At 60.6% G+C, this 3,892-nt stretch carries 3 protein-coding genes; all 3 read right to left on the bottom strand.

Going from position 1 to position 3,892, the window contains the following annotated elements; all coding sequences use genetic code 11:
- A partial coding sequence (locus AYR66_RS12855; protein WP_088709791.1) for a 3-hydroxyacyl-CoA dehydrogenase NAD-binding domain-containing protein occupies nt 1–1,791 on the bottom strand: 1,791 nt, incomplete at its 3' end.
- A 159-nt stretch (nt 1,792–1,950) separates the two neighbouring features.
- Nucleotides 1,951–3,156: an ABC transporter substrate-binding protein gene (locus AYR66_RS12850; RefSeq protein WP_420093129.1), complete on the bottom strand. Its 1,206-nt coding sequence runs from the start codon at nt 3,154–3,156 to the stop codon at nt 1,951–1,953.
- Between the two features lie 112 nt (nt 3,157–3,268).
- A partial coding sequence (locus AYR66_RS12845; protein WP_234814893.1) for a gamma carbonic anhydrase family protein occupies nt 3,269–3,892 on the bottom strand: 624 nt, incomplete at its 5' end.

Here is a 3,892-nt window from a genome sequence, read left to right as displayed (position 1 = left end):
CTTGCGGCGCTCGATGCCGAGGTCGGCCGAGTGCTTGACGATCATGTCGTTGACGACCTGCGACGGATACGGCTTGCGGTCGCCCGGCTTGTAGTCGTACCAGCCGGCGGACGTCTTCTGGCCGAAGCGGCCCATTTCGCACAGCAGGTCGGCGGTCTTCGAATAGGTGACTTCCGGCTTCTCGATGTAACGGCGCTTGCGGATGTACCAGCCGATGTCGTTGCCGGCCAGGTCGCCCATGCGGAAAGGACCCATCGCAAAGCCGAACTTCTCGATCGCCTTGTCCACCTGCTCCGGCAGCGCGCCCTCTTCCAGCAGGAAACCAGCCTGGCGGCTGTACTGCTCGATCATGCGATTGCCGATGAAGCCATCGCATACGCCGGACACGACGCCGGTCTTTTTGATCTTCTTGGACAGTGCCATGGAAGTCGCGAGCACATCCTTGCCGGTCTTCTCGCCGCGCACGATTTCCAGCAGCTTCATGACGTTCGCCGGGCTGAAGAAGTGCAGGCCGATCACGTCCTGCGGACGCTTGGTGAAGGCAGCAATCTTGTTCACGTCGAGCGTGGAGGTGTTGGAGGCCAGGATCGCGCCCGGCTTCATCACTTCATCCAGCTTCTTGAACACCTGCTCCTTGACGCCGAGGTCTTCGAACACGGCTTCAACGACGATATCCGCCTGGCCGATTTCTTCATACGACAGCGTGCCGGTGATGAGGCCCACGCGCTGCTCGAACTTCTCGGGCGACAGCTTGCCCTTCTTCATCGTGTTCTCGTAGTTCTTGCGGATAGTGGCCAGGCCCTTGTCCAACGCTTCCTGCTTCATCTCGAGGATCTTGACCGGGATGCCGGCATTTGCGAAGTTCATCGCGATGCCGCCGCCCATGGTGCCTGCACCGATGACTGCGGCGCTCTTGATCTGGCGGGTCGGGGTGCCTTCCGGCACGTCGGGGATCTTGCTGGCGGCGCGCTCGCCGAAGAAGGCATGGCGCAGCGCCTTGGATTCGGTGGTCTGCACCAGTTCCAGGAACAGGTCGCGCTCGAACTTGATGCCGTCGTCGAACTTCATCGTCACGGCAGCGGCTACGGCATCGACGCACTTCGACGGCGCCGGGAACGGGCCTGCCATGGCCTTGACGGTATTGCGCGAGAACTGCAGGAAGGCTTCGTGGTTCGGGTAATCGATCTTGATGTCGCGTACCTTCGGCAGCGGGCGCACGTCGGCAACCTTGTTGGCGAAGGCAACGGCCGCTTCCAGCAGGTCGCCTTCGACCAGCTCGTTGAAGAGCGCGGTCTTGGCCAGCTTCTCGGAGGGGACCGGAGTGCCGGACACGATCATGTTCAATGCCAGCTCCAGGCCGACCACGCGCGGCAGGCGCTGCGTGCCGCCCGCGCCCGGCAGGATGCCCAGTTTCACTTCCGGCAGGGCGATCTGCGCGCCCGGGGACACCACGCGGTAATGGCAGCCGAGCGCCAATTCCAGGCCACCGCCCATGCAGACGGTGTGGATGGCCGCGACGACCGGCTTGGTCGCGTTTTCGATTACGTTGATGACCGAGTGCAAGGTCGGCTCTGCATGCGCCTTCGGCGAATTGAATTCCTTGATGTCCGCCCCGCCCGAGAACGCCTTGCCGGAGCCAGTGATCACGATCGCCTTCACGGTATCGTCGTTCTGAGCCTGCCGCATGCCTTCCACGATCGCGCTGCGCGTCGCATGGCCGAGGCCGTTGACCGGCGGATTGTTTAGCGTGATGACGGCAACGGAGCCGTTGACCTTGTATTCGGCAGTCATATCTCTTCCTTTTAAATTAGATGTGGGATGGGAGCGTGAAGCTGTCTTCTGTGTTTTGTGTGCCTTACTATACCCCAGAATAGAACGATCGTATTATTTTTTGGCGAAAAAAATCCGGGGACGGATGTCACCGTCGCCGGATTGCGGTTATTACAAGTATTACTGGGCCTTCAGTCGCAGCAATGCGCCCTTTTTCTGGTCGTCGGTATTGGCATAATCGACGCGCCCGTTCGACACCACCCCCATGATGAGCATGTTCTGCGTGATCGCGTCATGGTCAGCCTTGGAGAACGGCTTGTTGTAGCTGGTGATCACGCCCTGGTAGCGGCTCTTGAGGTTTTCCAGCGCATCCCTGACCTTTACTCCGTCGGTCGAATTCGCCTGCCGCAGCGCGAGATAAAGCAGGTGCATGCCATCGTAGCCCTGCGCCGCGCTCATCGGCGACGGAATGCGGTCCTTCTTGAACGTGCGCTTATAGGCGAGCAGGAAGCTGTTCTTGCTGCTCGATCCCAAGTCCTGGATGAAAGTCTGCGGCATCATCGCCCCCTCGCCCGCCTTGCCGGCGCCGTCGATGAAGTTGCGCATGGAAAAGGTCCAGCTTCCCATCATCGGCACCTTCCATCCGAGCGAGTCCTTGTTGCGCGCAATCGCTGCCAGTTCCGGACCGATGCCCCATACCATCAGCGCCTGCGCGCCGCTGGCCTTGGCCGCCTTGACCTGGCCACTCATGTCCTGGTCGCCGATCTTGAACCGTTCCTCCGCTGCCACTTCGATGCCTGCAGCACGCGCCTGCTCCTGGAAGGCTTTCAGGCCCGCGTCGCCATAGGCCGTCGTGTCCGCCAGGATGGCCACCTTCTGCACGCCCCTGCGCTTGAGCTCGGCGATCACGACCGTCGCTTCCAGGTCCAGGGTCGGCGAAATCCGGAAGATGTAATTTTCGGGTGCAGCCGGCGGCGCGTACTTGCGTGTAAGCGCCGAGCCGGTAGACACGGCGACCACCAGCGGGATCTTCGCCTTCTGGTAGGCATCGATGGACGCCAATCCCACACCGGTATTGACGATACCGACCGTCGCAACCACCTTCATGCGCGTCAGCTCATCGGCAATCTTCGCGCCCATTTCATTGTTGGCCTGGTCGTCGCGCTCAACCAGCTCGATCTTGCGGCCGTTAAGCCCACCGATATTGTTGATTTCCTCGACCGCGATACGGATGCCGTTGCGCATGCTTTCGCCCATCGGGCTGGAGCCGCCGGTGAATGGGCCCGAGACGCCAATGCGGATCGGGCCGGTATCATCGGACTGTGCAAGAGCAAATGCGGGAATGAGGGACAGCGCGCCAACAAGCAGCGCACGGCGGCCTTGCAAAAACATCAATTCATCCTCCTGATGGGATCGGGCTGCAAGTGTGGGAAATCAAACTTTCCCTAGTGTAACTAGGCAGACGCGAACACAACAAGGGGATGGAGCCGAAAACGCATCACTGCGTCCCGTCACCCTCACCGTCCAGCAAGGCCGTCAGGCGTTGCATTTCCGCCATCATCTCGATGGGGAAGGACGATTCGTCCCAGGCACGGAAATTCCCGGCCGCATATGCAAGCGCATTCTTGTAGTAGGCCAGGGCATTGAGCCGGTTGCGAACGAAATTGTTCTGGGTGCGAGTCACCTTGCCCGGTGCGCCGACGACGATGGAATTGGGCGGGACGATCGTCCCTTCCTTGAGATAGGTGTGGCCGCCGACGATGCTGTTCTCGCCGATCACGCAACCATCCATGATGGTGGCATTGATGCCGATCAGGCAATTATCGCCGATGGTGCAGCCATGGATGGTGCAATGATGGGTGATGGAACAATGGCTGCCGATGATGGTATCGGTGCGGTCGCCGATGTGCAGCATCGCGAAGTCCTGGATGTTGGTGTACGCGCCGATCACGATCTGCTTGTGCTCGGCCCGTGCCACGACATTAGCCCAGATCGACGCATGTTCCGAGACCGTCACCTTGCCGTACAGGTAGGCGCTCTCGTGCACATACGCCGGGTTGTTGAGGACGACATCCGGGCCAATGAATCCCATCACACCTCCAGCCATTCCTTGCGGATGCCC

The sequence above is a fragment of the Noviherbaspirillum denitrificans genome (assembly GCF_002211445.1).
Classification (GTDB): Bacteria; Pseudomonadota; Gammaproteobacteria; order Burkholderiales; family Burkholderiaceae_D; genus Noviherbaspirillum; species Noviherbaspirillum denitrificans.
Note: the sequence above shows the minus strand (reverse complement) of the source record. Positions and strands in the feature narration are given on the sequence as shown.